Source organism: Pseudomonas sp. HK3 (assembly GCF_052920985.1).
Window position 1 is genome coordinate 227,574 of record NZ_JBREXD010000002.1, and the last position, 21,503, is coordinate 249,076.

21 protein-coding genes and 1 pseudogene are annotated in these 21,503 nt (G+C 42.6%); 14 read left to right on the top strand and 8 right to left on the bottom strand.

The features are described from left to right. Positions 1–33 precede the first annotated feature (33 nt). Positions 34–510 (top strand): DUF4442 domain-containing protein, encoded by a 477-nt coding sequence (locus tag ACU6U9_RS11990; protein ID WP_446735281.1) that lies wholly within the window; start codon positions 34–36, stop codon positions 508–510. Positions 511–621: 111 nt separating this feature from the next. Then, positions 622–951, top strand: coding sequence for a hypothetical protein (locus tag ACU6U9_RS11995; protein WP_446735282.1), 330 nt, complete (start codon positions 622–624; stop codon positions 949–951). 17 nt (positions 952–968) lie between these two features. On the opposite strand, the gene ACU6U9_RS12000 is transcribed toward ACU6U9_RS11995, so the two are convergent. After that, complete coding sequence (locus tag ACU6U9_RS12000) at positions 969–1,868, bottom strand: GGDEF domain-containing protein (protein WP_446735283.1); 900 nt, start codon at positions 1,866–1,868, stop codon at positions 969–971. A 210-nt stretch (positions 1,869–2,078) separates the two neighbouring features. On the opposite strand from ACU6U9_RS12000, the gene ACU6U9_RS12005 reads away from it, so the two are divergent. From ACU6U9_RS12005 to cysK, 6 genes and pseudogenes are all read left to right on the top strand, one after another. Further along, positions 2,079–2,417, top strand: coding sequence for a translation initiation factor Sui1 (locus ACU6U9_RS12005; protein ID WP_446735284.1), 339 nt, complete (start codon positions 2,079–2,081; stop codon positions 2,415–2,417). 71 nt (positions 2,418–2,488) lie between these two features. After that, positions 2,489–2,836: a hypothetical protein gene (locus ACU6U9_RS12010; protein WP_446735285.1), complete on the top strand. Its 348-nt coding sequence runs from the start codon at positions 2,489–2,491 to the stop codon at positions 2,834–2,836. Positions 2,837–2,863: 27 nt separating this feature from the next. After that, a complete protein-coding gene (locus ACU6U9_RS12015) occupies positions 2,864–4,051 on the top strand; it encodes an acetate/propionate family kinase (RefSeq protein ID WP_446735286.1) in 1,188 nt (395 codons plus the stop codon). Between the two features lie 20 nt (positions 4,052–4,071). Next, a pseudogene (gene pta, locus ACU6U9_RS12020) lies at positions 4,072–6,197 on the top strand (phosphate acetyltransferase). 109 nt (positions 6,198–6,306) lie between these two features. After that, on the top strand, positions 6,307–7,224 hold the full coding sequence (locus ACU6U9_RS12025) for an acyltransferase (protein WP_446735287.1): 918 nt from the start codon (positions 6,307–6,309) through the stop codon (positions 7,222–7,224). Between the two features lie 23 nt (positions 7,225–7,247). Next, complete coding sequence (cysK, locus tag ACU6U9_RS12030) at positions 7,248–8,210, top strand: cysteine synthase A (RefSeq protein ID WP_446735288.1); 963 nt, start codon at positions 7,248–7,250, stop codon at positions 8,208–8,210. 89 nt (positions 8,211–8,299) lie between these two features. On the opposite strand, the gene ACU6U9_RS12035 is transcribed toward cysK, so the two are convergent. Together ACU6U9_RS12035 and ACU6U9_RS12040 are read right to left on the bottom strand one after the other, a co-directional pair. Next, on the bottom strand, positions 8,300–9,280 hold the full coding sequence (locus tag ACU6U9_RS12035; protein WP_446735289.1) for a hypothetical protein: 981 nt from the start codon (positions 9,278–9,280) through the stop codon (positions 8,300–8,302). A gap of 38 nt (positions 9,281–9,318) precedes the next feature. Continuing rightward, positions 9,319–10,188, bottom strand: coding sequence for a cation diffusion facilitator family transporter (locus tag ACU6U9_RS12040; RefSeq protein WP_446735290.1), 870 nt, complete (start codon positions 10,186–10,188; stop codon positions 9,319–9,321). 127 nt (positions 10,189–10,315) lie between these two features. Here ACU6U9_RS12040 and ACU6U9_RS12045 point away from each other — a divergent pair, with 127 nt between their 5' ends. Then, positions 10,316–11,107, top strand: a complete 792-nt coding sequence (locus ACU6U9_RS12045; RefSeq protein WP_446735291.1) for a response regulator — start codon at positions 10,316–10,318, stop codon at positions 11,105–11,107. A 1-nt stretch (position 11,108) separates the two neighbouring features. Here the strand turns inward: ACU6U9_RS12045 and ACU6U9_RS12050 are convergent, their stop codons facing one another. From ACU6U9_RS12050 to ACU6U9_RS12060, 3 genes are read right to left on the bottom strand one after another with little or no spacing between them, the layout of a single operon-like run. Next, a complete protein-coding gene (locus ACU6U9_RS12050) occupies positions 11,109–11,363 on the bottom strand; it encodes a hypothetical protein (protein WP_446735292.1) in 255 nt (84 codons plus the stop codon). Between the two features lies 1 nt (position 11,364). Beyond that, positions 11,365–12,489: a 1-acyl-sn-glycerol-3-phosphate acyltransferase gene (locus ACU6U9_RS12055; protein ID WP_446735293.1), complete on the bottom strand. Its 1,125-nt coding sequence runs from the start codon at positions 12,487–12,489 to the stop codon at positions 11,365–11,367. After that, positions 12,486–12,992 (bottom strand): tetratricopeptide repeat protein, encoded by a 507-nt coding sequence (locus ACU6U9_RS12060; RefSeq protein WP_446735294.1) that lies wholly within the window; start codon positions 12,990–12,992, stop codon positions 12,486–12,488. Before ACU6U9_RS12060 ends, ACU6U9_RS12055 begins: the two co-directional genes overlap by 4 nt. Before the next feature lie 88 nt (positions 12,993–13,080). On the opposite strand from ACU6U9_RS12060, the gene ACU6U9_RS12065 reads away from it, so the two are divergent. Next, positions 13,081–13,461 (top strand): hypothetical protein, encoded by a 381-nt coding sequence (locus ACU6U9_RS12065; protein WP_446735295.1) that lies wholly within the window; start codon positions 13,081–13,083, stop codon positions 13,459–13,461. Between the two features lie 11 nt (positions 13,462–13,472). Here the strand turns inward: ACU6U9_RS12065 and ACU6U9_RS12070 are convergent, their stop codons facing one another. Further along, a complete protein-coding gene (locus tag ACU6U9_RS12070) occupies positions 13,473–15,422 on the bottom strand; it encodes a response regulator (RefSeq protein ID WP_446735296.1) in 1,950 nt (649 codons plus the stop codon). A gap of 296 nt (positions 15,423–15,718) precedes the next feature. On the opposite strand from ACU6U9_RS12070, the gene ACU6U9_RS12075 reads away from it, so the two are divergent. The 4 genes from ACU6U9_RS12075 (at position 15,719) to ACU6U9_RS12090 (ending at position 20,511) form a co-directional block, all read left to right on the top strand. After that, on the top strand, positions 15,719–16,606 hold the full coding sequence (locus ACU6U9_RS12075; protein WP_446735297.1) for a diguanylate cyclase: 888 nt from the start codon (positions 15,719–15,721) through the stop codon (positions 16,604–16,606). An 89-nt stretch (positions 16,607–16,695) separates the two neighbouring features. After that, on the top strand, positions 16,696–16,962 hold the full coding sequence (locus ACU6U9_RS12080) for a hypothetical protein (protein WP_446735298.1): 267 nt from the start codon (positions 16,696–16,698) through the stop codon (positions 16,960–16,962). 12 nt (positions 16,963–16,974) lie between these two features. Next, positions 16,975–19,737, top strand: coding sequence for an insulinase family protein (locus ACU6U9_RS12085; RefSeq protein ID WP_446735299.1), 2,763 nt, complete (start codon positions 16,975–16,977; stop codon positions 19,735–19,737). Positions 19,738–19,971: 234 nt separating this feature from the next. Continuing rightward, on the top strand, positions 19,972–20,511 hold the full coding sequence (locus ACU6U9_RS12090) for a Tll0287-like domain-containing protein (RefSeq protein ID WP_446735300.1): 540 nt from the start codon (positions 19,972–19,974) through the stop codon (positions 20,509–20,511). A gap of 172 nt (positions 20,512–20,683) precedes the next feature. On the opposite strand, the gene ACU6U9_RS12095 is transcribed toward ACU6U9_RS12090, so the two are convergent. After that, positions 20,684–21,484: a class I SAM-dependent methyltransferase gene (locus tag ACU6U9_RS12095; protein WP_446735301.1), complete on the bottom strand. Its 801-nt coding sequence runs from the start codon at positions 21,482–21,484 to the stop codon at positions 20,684–20,686. Positions 21,485–21,503 lie beyond the last annotated feature (19 nt).

The following is a 21,503-nucleotide window of genomic DNA, read 5'->3' on the forward strand; positions in this document are numbered from 1 at the left end:
TCATTTGTTTGTGTCTATAATAAGCCGATGACCATGAAAAACCGCTTAGCTCAGTTCTTTAGTCGCCCACCAATGCTGCGTCATTTGCTTAACTGGTATGGCCCCTATCGAGGAGCCGGTGTCAAAATCAAGCACCTGGCAAATGATTTCACCAGCGCAACCGTTGTGATGCCTTTACGCTGGTATAACCGCAATTATGTGGGAACCCATTTTGGGGGTAGTTTGTATTCGATGGTTGACCCTTTCCACATGCTTTTGATTATGAACCAATTGGGCAAAGACTATATTGTCTGGGACAAGTCGGCACACATTGAATTCATTAGCCCAGGCACTGGCACAGTCACCGCGCATTTTGATGTCACCCAAGCACAAATTGAAGACATCAAATTAAAAACCGCCAGCGGCGATAAGTACCTACCCAACTTTGAAGTACAGGTACTAGGTGAAGACGGTAAACTAGTGGCCAAGGCCATTAAGACTCTTTATATCCGTAAAAAATCACGCCCATAAAATACATTTTTGCGCTCAATCTATTTAGCATTGAGCGTGAATTCTTCCTACCAAGATAAATAAAGCCGACTAAACTTAAAGCCTATATGAACACAAACAAGAGTAGGCACTATGAGTATCAGCATCGCACAGGCAACGGGATTTATTGAGGAAATATTAGGCGTTATAGAAGACGTGTACTGGGAATGCACGGCGTTAGATACTAAAAACCAATGCTTCAATGCCGTTCGCTTATTACAAACCGAGCTAACAGAGCTCACAAAAGTGTCGGTTCAAGACCACCACTACGAATACGAGATCATTGCGTATCAAGACAATACGGTTATTGATACCCTAAGCCAGCTAGACCATATGTTAAAAGATGCGGTACTTCGCACTCGTACCCATAATCATCTCAAGCCATTATTACAGCAAGCAATGGAAATATTTGCTCATCCATAAACGCCAGACTTAATGCATTAGAATATTTCTGCTTCTCGGCTTAGCGGCTCGCTTGTATCTGTTTTTACTTGGTTTCGTCCGGCGGCTTTTGCACTATAAAGCGCATCATCTGCTTCTTGCTGCCACGCTTTGAGTCTTTGTTGTCCGGCAGGCTTGATACTAGCAACGCCTATGCTCACAGAGACGTAACCAAGCGGGGTGTCTTCATTCAAAATATCTCGGCGCGTAACCGCATGAATAATTTGATCGGCCACATATAACGCACCCGTTTCAGGTGTATCCGGCAAAATTATGGCAAATTCCTCACCACCAATTCTGGCAACTACATCATGAGGACGTACGGCCGTTTGCTTAAAAATAGAGGCCAGTTCTCGCAAGCACTGGTCCCCTGCTAGATGCCCATACCGATCATTGAAGCGTTTAAAGTAATCCACATCAATTAAAAGCAAGCTGCAATCCGAATGCTGACGGAAGCACTGACGCCAACTTTTATCGAGTTCTTGATCGAACTTACGTCGGTTAAACACACCCGTCAAAGGGTCAGACACCGTTAAACTCTCGAGTGTCTGCACATAGCGAATACGTTGAATAATAAGCGACAAGCGCAATAATAAAGTATCAATATCATCAGGGTATGCGACATATTCTGCCCCCTGCATAAGCACTTGCTGCTCGATATCGGCTTGATGCCCGCCACCCACTACAATAAGATCTCTTGGTAAAATATCGCCAAGTTGCTTGTGGTATTGAAAGGCAGGCCAGTCCCAAATGTGCAAGTTGGCAACATCAGCATCTTTGATTTGAGTAAGGTCGGCACAATCTAATAACCATTGCTCTATAGGCGCCGCCAAATAAGCGACCCCCATTTCAATGTACACACTAAACCCTGTGTCTATCTGGCTTCTTAGCGAATCCATGCACGACCCTATACGTCTCGGGTCAAAGTGACCCAATTAGATTAAACTTGCAAAAATACAGGGCGAACTCTACCCAAAAGTCAGGGCATTAGATATGACCCAATTGAGCTAATAATAAAAAAATCTAAGAAAATGAGAGACTTACCTGATTTATGTGAAGGCGTTACAATATACGTCAAACATTGAACACTATTTATTCAAGGAGCCAAGATGGCATTGGTATATTCCACTGAAACTGGCCGTTTATGCGAAGGCTGCGAGCAACCGGTTGACCAGTGTTGCTGTAAAGCCGCAATTGCACCCGAAAGTGACGGTGTGATTCGAGTACAAAGAGAGAAAAAAGGCCGAGGCGGTAAAACCGTCACCGTCATCTCTGGCTTAGAGGGCGACAAAAAAATATTAAGCGATTTATGCAAAAAACTTAAAAAACGGTTTGGCGCAGGTGGCGCGGTCAAAAATTGGACGATTGAATTACAAGGCGACCTCGCTGAACAAAGTGTGAAGTATTTACAGGAATTAGGCTTTCAAGCCAAACAAAGTGGTGGCTAAACAAGCGTTTACCCCGCAAACTAGGCTAAAATAAAGAATACTAACGGATGCAAATGAAAGGGGGCGACAACATGGAGCTCAGTGTCAATGTTCTTAGTTGGCTAGGTCGACCTAAAAAAGCAGTGAACGCGCAAACCATTAAGTTCAATCGCTTTAATCTGATTTTTAATAGCCGCTGCAAATTAAAACCAGGGCAATTAATTTTGTTAAATATTGCAATGGGCATTCACAGTCTGCGTGAAATCAGTGCTCGTGTTGAAAGCTGTGAACGCTCCGGCCCTCATTATCAAACGCAAGTGCGGTTTGTCTTAGAAAGACCAGACAAACAACCTTACCGCGAAGCCATTGCCATTCTTAAAGCCATTGAACAAAGTGTGCCTGCATCTTTACGTGCTCCTCTTCATATGCAAGCGTTGTAACTTATATAAAGGACTTAATCGTTTTCTATGTCTCATGAATACACTCTCGTTTTAAACTGCGGCAGCTCTTCTTTAAAGTTTGCTGTTCTACAACCTCAAACTGGCCAGTGTGCCATTCAAGGCTTAGCTGAACGCTTGGGCAGCGATCAAGCCAGTGTGAGTTACCAGCTCAATGACAGCAAAAGCCACATTACGCTTACCAATGGCGATCACCAAAGTGCCATTAGCGCCGTAATTGAGCTGCTCAAACAAAACGCCCTATTGGATTCAATTACCGGCGTTGGTCATCGTGTTGTTCACGGCGGCGAAGCGTTCAGTGAGTCGTTATTAATCACGGCTGACAACCTTAAACAACTTGAAACCCTAAGTCATTTAGCGCCACTGCATAACCCAGTGAATCTTTTAGGGATTAAAGCCATTAATGCATTACTGCCAGAGTTACCTCAAGTCGCAGTATTTGATACGGCCTTTCATCAAACACTACCTGAAGCCGCTTATTTATATGCGCTACCATATGAGTATTACCAAGAACACGACGTGCGCCGTTATGGTTTTCATGGCACAAGTTATCGTTATGTCAGTGAAAAAAGCGCCAGTATTTTAGGCAAGCCAATCAATGATAGCCATTTCTTAATTGCACATTTAGGTAATGGCTGTAGCGCCTGCGCGGTACGCAATGGTGAAAGTGTCGATACCTCTATGGGGTTAACCCCATTAGAAGGCTTAGCAATGGGCACACGCAGTGGCGATGTAGACCCAGGTTTAATGCCATTTTTGTGTGAGCGTTTAAATATTTCGACCAATGACGTGATGAACATACTGAATAAAAAAAGTGGCCTCCTAGGCCTATCAGGCACCAGCAATGATATGCGCGAGATTCAACAAGCTGCCGAGCAAGGCGATGTTCGTGCAAACTTAGCTATCGAAGTATTTGCATTTAAAATTGCACGTTATTTAGGCGCACTGGCTGTATCACTGCCGCGTATTGATGCTTTAGTTTTCACTGGCGGTATTGGTGAGAATGATCGATTCACGCGCGCATTAATATTAGAACACCTCTCAATTTTAGGCTTTGAAGTAGACGGTAAGCTGAATAAAACCAATGGTGATGAGCGTGGTCAAATCACCACTGAAAATAGCACGCTTGCTATGGTCGTCGCGACCAATGAAGAACTCATGATCGCAAAAGACACCTTCGCCCTTACACAAGCTTAATATCGGTATCAGGATTTAACATGCATCAACATACATTTTTTATCGCACCTACTGAAATGGACACTGGGCTAACATCCATTACGCTTGGGCTCATTCGTGCACTTGACCAACTTGGTTTAAAAGTCGGTATTTGCAAACCCATTGCCAGCGCCGAAGCTGACAAACAGCATCGCGCCATTGACTTAATTACGTTAGCAAGTGGCATCGCACCACCAAAAGCCATTAGCCTGCAACACGCACAAAGAATGCTCAGCTCGGGCAAACAAGACCGCCTAATGGAAGAAGTCATTGGCATGCACCGTAAAGTTCGTGAAGCCGTAGACGTGGTAATATTCGAAGGCCTAGAACCTGACAGGAGCGAACCCTTTACCGCCAAACTTAATGTTGAAATGGCAAAAACATTAGACGCCGAAATTATCTTAGTCACTGCGCCAAAAAATCGAGATATTAAAGCACTGGCTGACCACCTAAATATTGCCAAAGGGTTGTTTGGTGGCGATAAAAACCGAAACCTACTTGGTTGCATCATCAATAAAGTGAATGCGCCAAAAAAAGCCAGCAGCCCACTTAAAGCCAACATGCCCATTGCAAATGATGTGGTCAGTAGCATTTTAGAGGGCAGCCCTTATCAAACGTTAGAAAATGAGCATTTCAAAATTCTGGGATTAATTCCTTGGGACGCAAGCTTAATTGCACCGCGTACACAGGATATTGCTCAATACCTACAAGCTAAAATATTAAATGACCAAGGCCTAGAAAGCGCCCGTGTTAAACGTATTAGTTTATGTGCACGCACGGTGCAAAACATGGTGAATGATTTGCAACCTGGCACATTGGTTGTTACCCCAGGTGATCGCGACGATATTTTATTAGCCAGCGCAATGGCTGCCAACAATGGTGTGCCGCTGGCGGGTATCTTGCTCACCAGTGACATCACACCTGATGAACGCGTGATGTCGCTTATTAAACCTGCCCTTAGCCATTTGCCCATTATGTCTGTTGAAACCGATACCTTTCAAACGGCATCACAGTTATCGCATATGTCAGAAGGTGTAAAAGCAAACGACACTGAACGAGTGGAGTCCATCATGAATCACATGGCGGCCCATATTAATGGCAACTTTTTGAAGGATCGTTTACAAATTGATTTGCAAACACGTTTAAGCCCTGCCGCGTTCCGTTATCAATTAGTCCAATTGGCGCAAGCCGCTAAGAAACGTGTCGTACTACCTGAGGGTGAAGAGCCTAGAACCATACAAGCGGCTTCAATTTGCCAAGAGCGTGGTATTGCACAATGTATATTACTAGGACGCAAAGAGGTCATCGAACAGCAAGCCAGTAGCCTAGGCATTGAGCTGCCCGATGGTCTTATCATCATGAACCCAGATGATATTCGAAGTAATTACATTGACCCTATGGTTGAGCTAAGAAAACACAAGAATCTTTCCGCGCCAATGGCCGAAGCGCAATTAGAAGATACCGTGGTGCTTGGCACCATGATGTTGGCCCTAGATGAAGTCGATGGCTTAGTCAGTGGTGCTATTCATACCACGGCCAATACCATTCGCCCTGCTCTGCAATTAATTAAAACAGCCCCGGGCGCAAAACTGGTTTCGTCTATCTTCTTTATGTTGCTGCCTGAGCAAGTTATGGTTTACGGGGATTGCGCGGTTAACCCAGATCCTACTGCAGACGAATTAGCCGACATTGCATTACAAAGTGCACACAGCGCCAAAGCATTTGGTATTGAGCCAAAAGTCGCCATGATCAGTTATTCAACTGGCTCATCGGGCACAGGTAGCGACGTTGAAAAAGTACGCAGTGCCACGGCCATCGCACAAGAAAAACAACCTGAGTTAATTCTTGATGGGCCATTACAGTATGATGTGCTGCCACAACCGCTAATGTTGCCGCATCAAAGGCCCCTAACAGCAAAGTAGCAGGCCAAGCTAACGTATTAATATTCCCTGACTTAAATACGGGTAACACCACATATAAAGCCGTGCAGCGCAGTGCAAATGTGGTGAGTATTGGTCCAATGCTACAAGGCTTAGCGAAACCCGTTAATGACCTTTCAAGAGGGGCGTTAGTTGAAGACATTGTGTACACCATTGCCTTAACCGCAATTCAAGCCACACAGGTTTAAATCGACACGCCAAATTGGCCTAAATGGTCAGTTTGGCGGTAGCATTTAGTCATTTGTCTTACCTTCGATTGAAGTATGATATGTGAATAATAAAAAATAGAGTTCTATCATGTTAAATTTTTTACCTAGCCCTGTTGTGGGTGCTATTGCATCCTTTTTATTACTCATAAATGTGCTTTTCTGGTGTCCGCTACTTTTATTGGTCGCACTAATAAAAGTATTGATTCCTATCACGTTTATTCGCCAACTTATCGATCCTCTGCTGATTAAAATTGCAGAAGGCTGGGTACTATGTAATTCAGGTTGGATGAAGTTAACACAAAAAACCGAATGGGATGTGCAAGGTCTAGGTAAGTTAAAATACAAGGGCTGGTATTTAATCAATGCCAACCACCAATCTTGGGTCGATATTCTTGTTTTACAGCATGTGTTTAATGGCAAAATTCCATTGCTAAAATTCTTTTTAAAACAAGAGTTAATCAAAGTGCCCATTATGGGGTTATGCTGGTGGGCGCTTGATTTTCCTTTCATGAAACGCTTCAGCAAGGATTACCTTGAGAAGCACCCAGAGATGAAAGGCAAAGACCTTGAAACCACGCGCAAGGCATGTGAGAAATTTTCAGTTATGCCAACCAGTGTTATGAATTTTTTAGAAGGCACTCGCTTTACACAATATAAATACGATAAACAAAAACCACCTTATCGTTATTTATTAAAACCAAAAGCCGGTGGTATTGCATTTGCGATCAATGCAATGGGTGATAAATTTAATAGCTTATTAAATATCACCATTGTTTACCCAGATGGTATACCAAGCTTTAGTGACTTTTTATCTGGTAAAGTAAAAAGAGTGATTGTGCGAGTACAAGAAGAATCAATACCCGCCACCTTCTCTCAACAAGATTACAATAATGACCCTGAGTTTCGTCAAGAATTTCAACAATGGACACATCAATTGTGGCTAGAAAAAGACGAGCTTATCCATCAATTATTAGATGGGCAGTCACACCAACCACTTAACGAATAACAACACGTAATAAAGGAGTTCACATGAAAATTTATGACGACATTTCATTATCCATTGGCAATACACCTTTGGTGCGTTTAAAGAAATTAACCCGTGCAAATGTATTACTAAAAATTGAAAGCCGTAACCCTGCGCATTCAATAAAATGCCGCATTGGTGCCAACATGATTTGGCAAGCAGAAAAAGATGGTTTGTTAAAACCCGGCATGGAGATTGTTGAGCCAACCAGTGGTAACACAGGTATTGCTCTTGCATTTGTAGGCGCCGCTCGTGGTTATAACGTCACGTTAACCATGCCAGAAACCATGAGTATTGAACGCCGTAAAGTCATGAAGGCACTGGGCGCAAGCATCGTATTAACCGAAGGCCCTAAAGGCATGCGTGGCGCGGTAGAAAAAGCTCAAGAGTTGATTAATGAATCACCTGAAACCCGATTTATGCCACAGCAATTTAGCAACCCTGCTAACCCAGCGATTCATGAACAAACAACAGGCCCTGAAATTTGGGATGACACTGATGGCACAGTTGATGTTGTCGTGGCGGGTGTTGGCACTGGCGGTACGATTAGCGGCATCAGCCGTTATATTAAAAATACAAAAGGCAAAGCCATTACCTCGGTAGCTGTCGAGCCTGAAGCATCACAAATCATCGCTCAAGCAATCAAAGGCGAAGCCATTACACCTGCCCCGCATAAGATTCAGGGCATTGGTGCGAACTTTATTCCTGATAATTTAGATCTATCTGTTGTGGATCAGGTTGAGGCGGTTAGCAATGAATTAGCCATTGAAACGGCCCGATCACTCATGGCAGAAGAAGGTATTCTAGCGGGTATTTCTGGCGGCGCCGCTGTTGCAGCCGCGTTACGATTAGCTGAACAAGATGCGTTTAAAGATAAAACCATTGTGGTGATTTTACCCGATAGTGGCGAGCGTTACTTATCGACCATTTTATTTGACGGTATGTTCAGCGCAAACGAAGGGGGTTAATTAAAAGGCGCTTGATTAAAAAGCGTTTAATTAAAATGAGCCTTGCCAGACGTCATCTGCTGCAAGGCTTATTATCATACTGTTGATACTCAATCGTCGGTACCAAAAATCATTTCAAGTTGAAGCGTGATCGCTGGCGTGACTTTAAAATCATTTTCTCTGGGCCAAGCCAATTCTGGTACCAACTCAACAAACGTATAATTCTTATAAATCTTTCGACGATAACTGGCTGATAATACCGTATTGGTTAATTTTGTCGATTTTTCTGTATCACCAAAAACCCTTAACCGATATAACATAGCAGAGCGAGAACTTAATTCATCAAAGACTGAAACACTGCTGTCTAACTCCACAAAATCATCGTTCAATAGATAATCGGCATTAAACCCCGTTCGAAAATGACGACTAAACCCTAAAGGTCTAATCGCACTGGCACTAAAGCGTGTCCCCCACTTTTCATCTGTACGCCATGATAACGTTTGTAAAATTCGAGTCCGCCATGTTTGAAAATAATCAATTCGTCGTGCCCGTAATCGAGAGAAAAACACAGGTTCCCCTGCCCAACGCACACCGTTATCAAAACTGGTTTTCCAATGACGCCTTTCTTTAAAGTCAACTCGAATGGCGGTCGAGTATGTGATGTTATCTTTTGTGCCTAAAACATCGGTTTCATTGACGTCATCTTCTTCTTCATCGGTTTCAACCAATAATTTAAAACGATCTCGTGTTTTCGGCAAAATCAAACGTAAATTTAAACCTACTTGGTAATTAGGTTCGGCCTGATCTTCACGGCGACTGGTAAAATACACGCGGCCATTACTGCCAGATGTTTCATCCTCAAGTACTTCATCATCAAAGAAAGCCCCCATAAAAAACGAATCAACACCATCGTTTAAACTTTCGACATAACTGGATGCAACATTTTGAGTCCAGTCGAGAAACACCACGCTGGTGTAATCATCCACCTCATCATGTTTATCTGTCACTACATAATGATGATCTGGGGCCGGTGGCTCTACATCATAAATATGCGCTTCATCAGGCGCACTGACGGCCAGTGATGGGATCACGGCACAAAAGACGAATCTGAGCAGTCCTCTAAACAAACCTAACCCTCAACTTTGATCGGGTCATGGTGTACGAGGATGTCAGCATTTGGGTAGGCTTGTTTGATTTTTTTCTCAATGCGATCGCCAATTTCATGGGCAGACCAAAGCGTTAGGTTTTCATCCAACTCAAGATGGAATTGAATGAATAAATCTGGGCCAGACTGACGGCAACGTACATCATGGCAACCCTCAGGGCCGTGTTCTTTACGTACAAGATTCTCAACAATGGCCTCTACTTCAGGTAATTGTTCATCCATCAATTGTTTAAACGCTTTGATACCTACTTGCCATGCGCTTACACATAAAAATACACCAATGCCAATGGCCATAATCGAATCGATCCAGTACCAGCCAAAACCCACCAGCGCCATGGCAATCAATACCGCTCCATTCATTAATAAATCACCCTGATAATGCAGGGAGTCAGCTTCAACAATTAAAGATTTGGACTTGCGAATAACGTGCTTTTGAAAAATAACCAATGCCAAGGTGAGTACGATAGCCAACACACTCACACCAATACCTATGTGGCTATTTACCATCTGGCGTTTATCCAGCATGACATCAAAACTGCTGAGCACTAACACCACAGCCGAACCCACCATAAATGCTGATTGCGCAAGCGCAGCAATGGACTCTAATTTGCCATGACCAAATTTATGCTCATCGTCGGCAGGCACAAGCGCATAACGTAGGGCGATAAAGTTAATAATTGAGGTCACACCATCTAGCATAGAATCAAGCAGAGAGCCCAATAAGCTAACCGAGCCTGTAGACCAATAGGCCCATGTTTTGGCCACAATGAGGATTAATGCGACAACCACGCTCGCAATGGTCGCCTGCCGGCTCAGGTGTGCATGGTCTGACATGAATTATCCCTTATTATTGTTAATACCCTAGCACAGAATACATTCTGAAGCCTTAGACCCACCTATTCTCAACGCATTCTCAATAGGTTCATCTATACTCATAAGAGTCATTAAATTTGGGGGCATTATGACACTAGATGTCAAAGATCTCACGGTACTTTTAATTGAGCCTTCTATTACTCAAAGTAAATTTCTTAAGAATGCCATGAGCCATCATGCCATCAATAAAGTGGATGTTTGTACCACGGGTACTGAAGCACTAGAACATGCCGAAGTACACCAGCCTGACCTGATTATCAGTGCCATGTACTTTGATGATATGAACGCCATTGAATTGGTAACAAAACTGCGTGATAACCCAAACACACAGTATTTAAATTTCATGTTGGTTTCGAGCGAAACCGACAAACAAATGCTTGATGATATTAAGCAAGCTGGCGTATTGGCCGTGCTCCCTAAGCCTTTTGATCAAAGGGCTTTCCTGACGGCACTCAATGCGGCAAAAGACACCATCGAAGTAGACAGCATTGAGTTAAATGATATTGATGTTGAATCGCTCAGGGCATTAATCGTAGATGACTCATTAACGGCTAGAAAACACATCATTCGTCTATTAAACGCCTGTGGCGTTGAGCAAACCGTACAAGCAGAAAATGGCTTAGAAGCCATTGAGGTTTTAAAGACCGAGTCCGTTGATTTCATTATTAGTGACTACAACATGCCCCATATGAATGGCGAAGAGCTCGCCAACTATTTGCGCCAATCTGAATATTCTTACCTGCCCATATTAATGGTCACAAGCGAGCAAGACTCAAGCCGCTTAAGCGCGGTGAGACAAGCTGGTGTATGCGCCTTATTTGATAAAACCATTGTTCCAGCGTCATTAAAAGATGCTCTACGAGCAGCGCTGAATAGCTAAACTAGCTTGGTGGGTTCAAATTTTTCATCATCATTTGGCAGGCTGCATTCTTGCTATCAGCCTCAACCAAATGCGTTTCTTTTTTCGCAGTAATTAATAACAACTGCGGATCAGCCCAACGCAAAAAATAACCTTGATCAACCGAAGCCTGCAATGTTTCACAACTGTCGTCATACCACCAAGAGTAAAATGAAGTCATCAAAACCAAAGCAATGGTCACAAGGCCGAATGGTAAAATAGATTTTGTTTGCAGCATGTTACTTAGCCTTATTTTTAAGCCGTATGGGCTGGGCGTAATATTGTTTTACGTTAGCAAGGACATCTGCATCAATAGACTTAAATCGCTTATTCCAGAGCTGTAATGTTTTATTTTGCTTATTAAACCCATGATTTTTTTCTTGCAGCAACGACATGGCCAGTTGGTTATTGTCGAATAAGTGATAATTTTGATGAATGCGTTCATCAATCGCATCACTCCAATTCTCGGCTATATTGCTGTCTAATTTCAATGGCGGACTAAAATGCAATACAACATTGCCTTTTTGTCCCTGTAATCCCTTAACAATACTTTTAAAATCTTCATCATGGGATTTCTCGTAACGCCCAACTTGTGCAAAGGTTAAACGCTCTTTTGCTTTATCTAAGTCACAAGGGTCCCATTCGTAGCTGATTGTTACGGGGACGATATTCAAAAAGTCCATACTCTGACTAAATTCCCAGCCTAGCTTTCGCCCAGCCATATGCATCATTTTAAGCACGGCGGTATCAGTGAAGTCCATGCCGTCTTTAGCTCGACCTTCTTTTTGAGCAATCCACACATGTTGGCTAGAACGAACACACTGGTGAATATAATCGGATAAATTTTGTACGGCTTGTAGCTTTTCTCTTCGTCCTGACACCGAGCGCTTCACCACAAAGCTCTTATTAAGACGCATCAGTTTTGCCACAAACTGACGGTCTAATAAGTTATCACCGATAGCCACTTTGCTGGTGGTTAAGCCTGCTTTAAGCAATGCAAAGTTCACCAATAATGGGTCCATTGCAATATCTCTATGGTTACTAATAAAGACATATGTTTTATCTTTTTCTAAATTTTCAATACCCGTGACTTTAAAATCATCAATGGTGTTTCCAACAAGCTTTTCAACATGAGGCGCTAATTGGCTTTGCCATGTTTGAATGCTATCAATGTGTTTGAAGTGTTTATTTAAACCCGCCTGAATTTTTTGTTGAGTCCAACGGGGTAAGAACCGACTCAAATAAGGAAACTGGTGCTGTGCGACAAACTGTAAAAACTCACTGTCTTCAAGCAATGATGCTAGTACTGCGTTTACTTCATGATCGTGATAGGCACGAATATCATCAAACGGCTGTGAACTCATGATGGGGAACTCATATTCTGACTATGTTGCATAAATTTATTGGACCAATATTGAGCTTGCTGCTCATCTTTTACTAAACCTAAATGCCCAGCTTCATAGGCTTTGCTTAATCGTAATGCCGCCATCGCATGGTCTTGCTGTGCGGCTTTTAAATACCATTGAACAGCGGCTTGCTCAGGACTATCCGCAGTGATTACCTCTGATTTAAGTAAAGCCTCTGCCAATAAAAACTGAGACTGCGCATCACCTTGTATGGCACTGGCTTGTAGCAGTGCCATACCCGCTCGCTTATCAAGCACGGTTTCACCTCGAAAGGTCAGCAATTGTGCCATTAACGCTTGGGCTTTTAGATGCTGCTTATGACTGGCACGCTGTATTTGTTTCATGGCAAATGAATGAATCATTTTATGCCACCCTGCGATACCTGAAAAAAACAAACTGGACCCTATCGCATATTGAAATGCAGCAAGTATCTTTGATTTCATGGTGTACATAGAGGTCATTCAATTACCTTACAAAAGGACAGGTTTTTCTTCCGCTCAGCTTATGGGACAATAGCACTTTGCCTTTACTTGATTTCAGGAGAAGTCTGTGTCCGTAGATTCATGGCAACCCGTTTCCACCCCCAATCAAATCAGCGATGAGCAATTAGCTCGTTTGTTAAGCCTGAGCCTTGGTCAACCACAAGACCATGACCTTACCTCAGATTTAGATTGGATTCAGCCATTAGCGCAAGTTGACGCTAAAATTTGGCAACAAATCACGTCTAAACTAAGCCCAGAGCAAATCAAACAACTCATCGGTTTGTTTACATTGGCCGAACAACAAGGTGAGTGGAGCTTGGGCGAAAAGTCCTCGGTTATTCCTTTATTTAAAATACTACGAAAAGAGCAAGGCGTAGATCGAGAACTAGTAAAGTGGGTAAAGGCACACAGTGATAATAAATTCTTACCTTTTGGCCCGTTGCTATAAATAATAAATGACTAATTGACCCAGCGTGAATCTTGCGCGGGTACTTGTTTACCTAAAAACTCTTCTAACGTTGCCTGAATCACTTGCCGTGATATGGGCTTCGTTAAGAAGCTATCCATCCCGACGGCAAAGCACGCTTCTTCTATTTCTTTTTGGCTGTTCGCTGTTAAGGCGATCACTGGTACATAGGGTTTATCGAGTTGCCGAATTTGCCGAGTCGCTTCGATGCCATCCATAATCGGCATTTGAATATCCATGATCACACAGTCAACATCGGTTTCTTTAAACTGTGCAACGCCCTCTTCACCATTATTGGCAACCACCACCTCGTAACCCAGCTTTTCAAGTGTGCGTTTAATCACAAGTTGATTATTCAGGTTATCTTCTACCAACAAAATTCGACCAGGTTGATTTTCACTGACCGAATCTGATTGACTCGCTTGATAATCGGTTAAGCGGTAATACAATGTTTCTCGGCGAAATGGAAAATGCAACAACGTGCCATGTGCCGCAGTTAATTCATAATCGATCCCCAACCACCATAACCACTGACTGTCTTGAGACTGTGAATAATCACTGACTAATAAACTCATTTCATTGGGTATGTCACCTTCACTCACTTCGACAAATGGCAACTGCATAGATTGAAAAAACACACTAAACCAAGCCCTATATGCTTCATTATTGATGGCCAGTACAATAGGCTTTTGTTTAAAGGCTGAAAATAAATCGTTATGCTTAAGCCATTTCAATGGCAAAATAAACCACTGCTCAACCTTGCCATTCCCAAGTAACTTAGCACCAATAAAACCTTGTAAATGCATCACTAAATTTTTACAAATATTAAACGACGCCACACTTGAGCTTTCTAGGCATGCTATTTCTGCATCATCTAAACTGTCATTAAATAACGCTACCCAATTCTCTTGTGATTCAATATCTAAATCGTTAATAATCGTAAACTGAACAACTGGCTCATTAGCCAGTTCCGTTTGATGGATACTAAACTCTAAATGCCCATGCTCACAAATCGCTAAATGACAACTCATTAAGTTATAGAGCACCTGGCGTAAACGAAATGCATCGGTTTGAATATAATGCGGTAACAAATCATATTTGAACTGTAACTGAATTTCTAGCTGAGAGGCCTGGGGCAAATATAAGGCCTCAAGGTCATCCATAACATGCCACAAACTTGTACTCACCGATTCAGGTTGACTGACACCAACCGGTTTTTGTGAGAGCACGGACATATCCTCAATAATTTCGGATAGATGTTCGATACTTGCCTGCATGATATGCACTTGATTGATTTCGATATCGCTTTGTTGGCCTCTCATTTGAGTGAGTGTGTCTTTCAATACGCCCATTGGGGCCTGCATTTCTTGACTAATGTTCATTAAAAGCTGCGCTTTACTGTGCAGTTCACGCTCAGACTGTAACTTGTCTTGCTGCAATACTCGTTGTGCGTCTTTATAACGAGTAATATCTGTACTAATAACAAGCGCATTTTTCTGCGGACCGTCCACTAATGGCATAATTCGATTATGGATATATCGGGGCTGGCCATTAAGCTGCACTGCCAATTCATATTGGCTCATACGCCCACTTAATAACGCTTGATTCAAGTTCTCTCTAAAAAGGGCTTTTCCCTCTTCACTTAAGTAGGCATAACTGCTGGTGCCAACTAAAGCCTCTACTTGTACGTTTTGATCAATTGAATGGTTAACCGCCAAAATAACGCCAGCGCTATCAACCTCAGTGAGTACGTCCGGCAAATTCGACCAAATAGCCTGCATTTTGGCTTGATCATTCATTAATCGAAGATAAGTTCGACGACCATATACCCCCCCTAACATTCCAACTAAAGCCACAAGGCACAGGGCAGCCCATAGCCAAACGGACTGTGTCATTGAGGCGTCAATCGATTCAAGCTGAATACTTTGTACTTCTAATGCCAAAACCAAAGGGCTCCATAATATCCAGAGAAACCACATAAGCCGAACAGTCACAAAAAACCCCTATGTTTACTGCATTACCAAAGTATAGGGTACCTATATGAACCCGCATGATTTTCACAAAAAACTATCCTGCTAAGACGTTATATATGTGAAGGCATCTATGCTTATGAGCGCTTAAAAAGAAGACAATTAGCCCTAGAGTGCCACATTTAAGGTCTCACTAGGTAAATCGAGCTATGCGCTATATATTCACTGGCATGAGCTATAGTTTAAGTACACTACTTACTGTTAACTGTATGGCCAATATATTAATCGTCGATGATATCCCAGCTAACTTGCAGATTTTAAATGTGCATTTAAGCGACGAGGATTATCATGTAATCGAAAGTCAAAGCGGACGCCAAGCGCTTGAGGTGCTCAATCAAAATCCTGAGGGCGTGGACTTGATTCTGCTCGACGTCATGATGCCTGTCATGAGCGGGCTTGAAGTGTTGGCGGCCATCAAACAAAACCCCCTAACCGATAATATCCCTATTATTCTCATTACAGCCAATGCCGATGACGATAATGTGGCCGAAGGCTTAGACATGGGCGCTTTTGACTACATAATAAAACCTTACAGCTTGGTGGTGTTACTGGCCCGAGTGCGAACCGCACTCAGAGAAAAAGAACGCCAAGATTTATTAGAAAAATGGGCCACTACCGACCCATTGACTGGCTTAATGAATCGTCGTCACTTCTTTGAGCTTGCCGATCGAGAACTTGAACAAACGCGTCGCTCCAACCGGCCACTCTCATTTATCATGCTCGACATCGATCATTTCAAGCAGGTCAATGACAACTACGGTCACCTAGTCGGCGATGCCGCCATTATTCAACTGGCGGAGTTACTCAAATATCAATTGCGCAAAGTGGACTTTTGCGGGCGTTATGGCGGCGAAGAATTCGTCTTATGTTTACCCGACACGCCCATAGAAGGGGCCTTAGAAGTAGCTGAGCGTATTCGTAAAGACGTATTAACCCTACAAATAGACAGCCATAATGACAAAATGATCAGCATATCCATTAGCCTTGGTATTGCTGAAAACAATCAGGACGTTGATGTTGAAGAGATCCTCAAGCGTGCCGATAAAGCCCTCTACGCTGCCAAAGATGCCGGGCGAAACCAGTCTAAAACCGCTTAAATCATTGCCTGCAATCAGTCGTTACCTTGTCTAATTTCAGGTAGAATCCCCATCCTCTTTCCGTAAACACATATAAGCCAGAGTCCGCCGTGAAAAAAGAAAAAGCATTTAATCGTATCGCCAGCGCCACAATCAAAGCATTAAAGGAACAAGCGGAGATGGGCAAGGTCAATGCTATGACCACTGAAATGGTCTACCAAGCCATTGAAGCTGCGTTTAACAAAGAATACATGTCATTATTCGAAAAATTAGACGACAGTAAAACTGCCCTTGAGTTTATCGCCCAAGGCCAAGATTTAGATATAAAACAAGCCGTGGCACTCGCTCAACAAACCTTGAGCAAACTGGCTAAATAATAAGGAGTTTTCATGCCTACACGCAATCGCACGTTTTTCTTTGCCATCTTTTTGGCGATTGTATTCAGCTTTTTACGCGGCGCATTTGACGATCAACCTGTCACCAGCAGCCAAGACAATAAGCAATACCGCTACCTAGAACTCGATAACCAACTCAAAGTCCTCTTGATTAGCGACAAAAATGCAGACCACGGGGCAGCCAGCCTTGATGTGAATGTAGGCAGTTTACAAGACCCTAAAGCACGCCCAGGGCTTGCGCACTTTTTAGAGCATATGCTGTTCTTAGGCACTAAAACCTACCCAACGGCAGGCGAATACCAAAGTTTCATCAATCAACATGGTGGTATGCACAACGCCTTTACAGCGCCAGAACATACCAACTACTTTTTTCAAGTCGATGCCAAGCAACTCGAAGGCACACTGGATCGCTTCAGCCGCTTTTTTTATGAGCCATTATTCACCGAAGAATACGTTCAGCGTGAAAAAAATGCGGTACACAGCGAGTACCAATCAAAGTACAAAGACGACTATCGCCGCATGCAATACGTCAACAAAGTCCTTATCAACCCAGAGCACCCTGCGAGTCACTTTGCAACGGGTAGCCTTGATACATTAAGCGATAACGACTCCAGTAATGTACGTGACGACTTACTCGCATTTTATGAGCGTTATTACAGCGCAAATCTAATGACCCTTGTCATCTCCGGGCCACAAACATTAAGTGAACTTGAGTCTTGGTCAAAAGAGCTCTTCGACCCTATTCAAAATAAACAGGCCACCGTTGACACTTACCCGGCTGATCTTTATCTCGACTTACCAAAAGATGTGCGCATCGAGCCCGTTAAACAATTACTTAACTTAAGTTTTATTTTCCCACTTAACGATGCTGTTAAAGATTATAAGAAAAAACCCACTCAATACATTGGCCATCTACTGGGTCACGAAGGCGAAGGTAGCTTGCTGGCATGGTTAAAGCTACAAGGCTGGGCTGAAGGTTTAAGTGCCGGCCTTGGCAGTAACATGAGCAACAACAGCACACTGCAAATCAACATTAGCCTAACCCAAGAAGGGTTGAACCATATTGATACCATTAGCGCTCAGCTATTTGCTTATATTGACTTAATACAAAAGCAAGGCGTTAAAGAATGGGTCTTTGAAGAAGAAAAGCAACTCAGCCACCTTCAATTTACCTTTGCACCAGGACAACAGCCTGCCAATCTTGTGCAGGGATTGAGTATGAACATGCATGAATATGCTGCCAAAGATATTTTACAAGGCCCTTATGTGTGGGATGAATTTGACGCGCAGCGTATTCAAGATTTATTAGCTAAATTAACACCTGAAAACACCATACGTACATTGGTTGCCCCTAACGTAGAAACCAACCAAGTTGAAACATGGTTTGCCGCCCCTTACGCCATTGAAGCCCTTTCAAAAGAAAAACAGCAAACATGGAATCAAACCGAACTGGCCGACGGTTTACATTTACCAGCTGCTAATCCGTTTATTCCGCAAGACATCAGCATCTTACCTAACAGTAATCAAGCGCACCCTAAGCAAGTTAATCAAGAAAATACGCTGCAACTTTGGCACATGCAAGACACCCACTTTAATGGCCCGCAGAGCAGCATTTTGGTGAATCTAAGATCCCCCTTGATCCAACAAAGTGCCCATAACCAAGTCATGCTAGATGCTTGGGTTAAAATGCTAAACGACCACCTAAATAGCTTTAGTTACCCTGCGCTATTAGCTGGCCAAGAATACAGTTTGTATGGTCACATGCGTGGCTTAGGCATTCGTCTTTATGGCTATCGCGACAAACAAGATACCTTACTTGAAAAAATCGTAAGTGAGCTAAACCAATTTAAAGCCAATGATTCACAATGGTTGCAAGCACAACAAGAATTAATACGCGCTTATGAAAACTCACTGAAACAAAAACCATTTGAGCGCTCGATTGCGCAACTTAATCAACGTTTGATTCAACCAAACTTTGATGAGCAAGCACTGCTAAGTGCGGTAAAACAAGCAAGCTTAGAAGATGTCAGCGCATTCAGCGCCAAGTTCTTCGACAAGATGGAAGTCGTGATGCTAGGTCACGGCAACATTGATCAAGCTCAACTCATCAGCGCAGCAAAAACCATCAAACAAACACTAATGGTGAACACCCAAGCTGAACCTGTAGAGCGTAAGAATGTCATTCAGCTACCCTCTCGCTTAAGCAAAGAAGTGATTAATGTTGAGCATAACGACAACGCGATGACATGGTATGTGCAAGCCGAAACCGACACATTAGAAGAACGTGCCACCATGGGCTTACTTGGGCAAATTGTACGTGCACCTTATTACACCTACATGCGAACCGAGCGCAAGTATGGCTACATTGTATTTGCTACGCCTTACCCAATGATCGACCAAGGGGGCCTTGCCTTTATTGTGCAATCCCCTTCGGCCAACTCAACCACCCTATTTACCGAAAGCCAGCAGTTTTTACAGAACTACGTCGATGATATTCGTAACATGACTGATGAAGACTTTGCCGCCCATCAACAAGGTCTTATTACTAACCTCACGAAAAAGCCGCTGAACCTGCAAGAAAAAAGTAATAAATTCTGGGGGGAAATTGATCGTGATAATTACGAGTTCGATACGCAACAAACATTGGCAGACTATATCGCTAAACTCGATAAAGAAACCGTTGCCCGCTACCTTGAAGAACACGTATTAGCGGACACCAGCAAAGCATTATTTTTGCACTTTGACGGTAAAAAATAGGTTCATCAAAGCGCTGACACTCAGCGTTTGACACCTAAAAGCCAGTTGAGTGATCAACTGGCTTTTTTCATGCCTACGTTTAAGTCGCTTTTTCACCGACTCCGTTTTAATGAGTGAGCTCTACATAGAGCTTATCAGCACACATTCACATCGCATTAATAAAATAAAGCACTTGAATATCTCATGACACAAATGTACATTAGATAAATCTAATATAAAGATATTGAGGTAATTATGCGTACTATTCTCATGCTCGCCATCATTTTGCTCTCATCAACCGTGCTCGCAGATGACACGCAAGATGCTCGAAGCACGATTCAAGGGTTCGCCAAAGACTTAAAGCACACGCTCATAAGTACTATGAAAAGTAACGGCCCTGTTGCCGCTATTAATGTATGTAACCTAAGCGCACCAGCCATCGCTAAACAACATAGCCAGAGCCCTTGGCAAATAAGCCGCACGTCATTACAAGTACGCAACCCTAACAACCAACCAAGTGATTGGTTAAAACAAGTCTTATTAGAATTTGAGCAACGTAAACAAAAAGGTGAACCTGTAGCACAGATAGAGTTCAGCCAACAAAGAGAAGATGGTTGGTACTTTATAAAGGCCATTCCAACGGGTGAGCCCTGCCTTGCTTGTCACGGCCATAATATAAAACCAGCCGTACAAACAAAGTTAGCTGAGCTTTACCCAAATGATACTGCCACTGGATTTAACCTAGGGGATATTCGCGGGGCGTTTGTGGTGAAGAAAGAAACGTTTAAGCATTAGTTATTTAAACACTGCTCTTATCAAACTTGAGTAGGTTGGGCACTGCCCAACAGCATATTTTTTGCTGTCGGCAATGCCAGACCTACGAATTAAAATAATCCATTCACAAAGCCACTCGCTGTTCAGCAAGTGTCTATAGCATTACTTAAACAAAGCATTCATACAAAAATAATTAGCCAGCTTTCTGCCAACATACATTTATTCCAAGTGGCGGATTATGGTCAATCAATTCTAAATCTGCACAGAAATTCCCAATATTATAGGGCAGTTCCTTGAAATTTTTTAGCTGTAAATGGCTCGCTATAGCAGACATGAAAATGTCAGCTAAAGAGTGAGGGAACCAAAAATTCTCTTTACCATCATACTTTTTGTGAGAAAAGTAATCTAAACCTTCGGTACCAATAAATGGCTCATGATGAAAATATGAGCTGTCTATATATGATGGACTGCCTTCTTCATACATGCACAAAATAGGATGAATTTCCTCTAAAAGTAAATATCCATTAGGTACTAACAAAGAAGCACAAATCTCCATAAACCGAGGTATATCCGGCATCCAATTCAAAACACCGACGGTGATGATTAAAACATCGAATGACGCTTGATATTTTTCTGGTAATGTATAGATATCTGAACAGCAGAATTCAATATCTGAATACCCAGCCGCGTTACTCAACTCAATGGCTTGATCAACAAACACTTTAGATCCATCGATCCCCAAGCAACGACCAGCCCCTTTATTTTTAATCGAAAATAAATCTATTCCATTATTACAGCAAACCTGAACAATCGATTTATCTGACACGCCAATTTCATCAACAAGACGGTTAAAGTCTGTATTTAAATTATTAAACGTCTTATCGGTTACATCTAAACATAAAGACTGATTAATAGCAGCGTGAATAGGTGCCGCTTCATTCCAAGATTCAATTGTTTTTTGAGTATACTCACTGATATTTTTAGACGTTGTCATACAAAAAACGTTCCTTGTT

Excerpts from the sequence above, each read along its gene's own strand:
- ACU6U9_RS12015 (WP_446735286.1), top strand. The coding sequence starts at position 2,864 with ATGTCTCATGAATACACTCTCGTTTTAAACTGCGGCAGCTCTTCTTTA.
- ACU6U9_RS12085 (WP_446735299.1), top strand. The coding sequence starts at position 16,975 with ATGCCTACACGCAATCGCACGTTTTTCTTTGCCATCTTTTTGGCGATT.
- ACU6U9_RS12055 (WP_446735293.1), bottom strand. The coding sequence starts at position 12,489 with ATGAGTTCACAGCCGTTTGATGATATTCGTGCCTATCACGATCATGAA.
- ACU6U9_RS12005 (WP_446735284.1), top strand. The coding sequence starts at position 2,079 with ATGGCATTGGTATATTCCACTGAAACTGGCCGTTTATGCGAAGGCTGC.
- ACU6U9_RS12075 (WP_446735297.1), top strand. The coding sequence starts at position 15,719 with ATGGCCAATATATTAATCGTCGATGATATCCCAGCTAACTTGCAGATT.
- ACU6U9_RS12090 (WP_446735300.1), top strand. The coding sequence starts at position 19,972 with ATGCGTACTATTCTCATGCTCGCCATCATTTTGCTCTCATCAACCGTG.
- ACU6U9_RS12010 (WP_446735285.1), top strand. The coding sequence starts at position 2,489 with ATGGAGCTCAGTGTCAATGTTCTTAGTTGGCTAGGTCGACCTAAAAAA.
- ACU6U9_RS11995 (WP_446735282.1), top strand. The coding sequence starts at position 622 with ATGAGTATCAGCATCGCACAGGCAACGGGATTTATTGAGGAAATATTA.
- ACU6U9_RS12095 (WP_446735301.1), bottom strand. The coding sequence starts at position 21,484 with ATGACAACGTCTAAAAATATCAGTGAGTATACTCAAAAAACAATTGAA.
- ACU6U9_RS12045 (WP_446735291.1), top strand. The coding sequence starts at position 10,316 with ATGACACTAGATGTCAAAGATCTCACGGTACTTTTAATTGAGCCTTCT.
- cysK (WP_446735288.1), top strand. The coding sequence starts at position 7,248 with ATGAAAATTTATGACGACATTTCATTATCCATTGGCAATACACCTTTG.
- ACU6U9_RS12025 (WP_446735287.1), top strand. The coding sequence starts at position 6,307 with ATGTTAAATTTTTTACCTAGCCCTGTTGTGGGTGCTATTGCATCCTTT.
- ACU6U9_RS12050 (WP_446735292.1), bottom strand. The coding sequence starts at position 11,363 with ATGCTGCAAACAAAATCTATTTTACCATTCGGCCTTGTGACCATTGCT.
- ACU6U9_RS12000 (WP_446735283.1), bottom strand. The coding sequence starts at position 1,868 with ATGGATTCGCTAAGAAGCCAGATAGACACAGGGTTTAGTGTGTACATT.
- ACU6U9_RS11990 (WP_446735281.1), top strand. The coding sequence starts at position 34 with ATGAAAAACCGCTTAGCTCAGTTCTTTAGTCGCCCACCAATGCTGCGT.
- ACU6U9_RS12040 (WP_446735290.1), bottom strand. The coding sequence starts at position 10,188 with ATGTCAGACCATGCACACCTGAGCCGGCAGGCGACCATTGCGAGCGTG.
- ACU6U9_RS12060 (WP_446735294.1), bottom strand. The coding sequence starts at position 12,992 with ATGACCTCTATGTACACCATGAAATCAAAGATACTTGCTGCATTTCAA.